At 35.8% G+C, this 1407-nt stretch carries 1 protein-coding gene and 1 pseudogene; both read right to left on the reverse strand.

The genetic code is table 11. The features are described 5' to 3' along the window. Positions 1–869 (reverse strand): annotated as a pseudogene (locus tag L0M85_RS09725) (helicase SNF2); the annotation flags it as partial. 47 nt (positions 870–916) lie between these two features. Continuing rightward, positions 917–1327: a thrombospondin type 3 repeat-containing protein gene (locus L0M85_RS09730; protein WP_014713375.1), complete on the reverse strand. Its 411-nt coding sequence runs from the start codon at positions 1325–1327 to the stop codon at positions 917–919. Positions 1328–1407: the final 80 nt, after the last annotated feature.

A 1407-nucleotide genomic window follows, 5' to 3' on the forward strand; every position in this document is an offset into this window, starting at 1 on the left:
TGAAATACTTGTCCTTTATAACTTACTTGTGAACCGATTGGATATTCCCTCAAAGCTTCTTCTACAATTTTATCTACTTTAGATAGGGAATGAACTTCCACATTTTCTTCTACCTGGTCAATATTATCTAAAGGTAAGACCGCTTCCGCTACTTGCTTAGACTTTTCTCTTATAGCTTTCACTTCATCAAAATGAGTAATAATCTTCAGCTTTTGTGTCAGTGGGAGTTGTGTGTAGTTTTCTTCATGATGGACAAGATCCGTAACGGTATCTAAAGTAGCCATCAATTCTGAACCCAAATAGGCTAGAGCATCTCCCTCTTTTTCTTCAAAATGAATCTCAAGAAGTTCTTTTTTTAGTTCTTTGGAATCAACCATTAGAAGAAATTCCTCTATATCTCTACTAATACGGTCAGATAGATTATTCGCAACCCGATAGACATTGACTAAATTGACATCCTGATTCTGATGAAATACAAGCTCACTTAATGGTGTTAGCTTCTCTTTTTCAGATTGGATATAAAATCGAGTGGAAAGGTTATAGGTTGCGACTTCTAGCACCAAGTTTTTCTCAAAATTACTTAATTGAGATAATTTACTTAGACCTGCTTGTCCAAATTTTCTTGTGTAACTTTCTAAATCTTGGTCATTATTTTCAGAACTGGCCTCTAGGAAAGAAACAATATCTTGATGAAACGAATAGACATGAGGTATCTCTTCTATTTTGCCCTCTTTAGTCAAAAAACTCTCTACCAAATCCTGCCATTTCTCATCAAAATGTTGCGCTTGATAACGAAGAAATAGGTCCATTTTCTCCCTATCTTTTGGAATTGTTCCACGAAACATAGCCAATAATTGCATTACTTCCATACTCGCTCCTTTCATCTATACGAAAATAGGAGAATCACATGATTCCCCTACAACTCTATCTCCATTTCAACCTCTTGAGGACTGATTTCTAAATCACTAGATAAAAGAGAAACGGCATCCGTTCTCATGTAGTAAGTATATAAGTCTTCTAGGTCTTGTTGGTTTTCAATCCCTGTTTCAATACTAATCAGAGCCTGTATAAATTCCTTGTAGTGACTCTCCATCATATCTGAAATCTTTTGTTTCATTTCCATAAATACTGAGGACGGTTCAGTGATACTTGTTTGGTCTATGTCTTGTAAATCCTTTTCTAAGGGATTGGTTCCTTCTTCTATTTCCACTAAATCTGAACGTCCATCACCATCAGAATCTGCGCTAAGAGGATTGGTTCCTAGCGCCAATTCTTGAGCATCAGTTAGTCCATCTTGATCCGAATCACGTTGATAAATGGCTTCCATATACTTCCTTCTTTCCTAGTTAATCTTTTTTCACTCCAATCCTACCAAATATTCCTTGAAAGAAGTATCACAACAAAAAA

The organism is Streptococcus sp. DFI.7.26, from assembly GCF_022240605.1.
In the GTDB taxonomy this organism is placed as follows: Bacteria; Bacillota; Bacilli; order Lactobacillales; family Streptococcaceae; genus Streptococcus; species Streptococcus xiaochunlingii.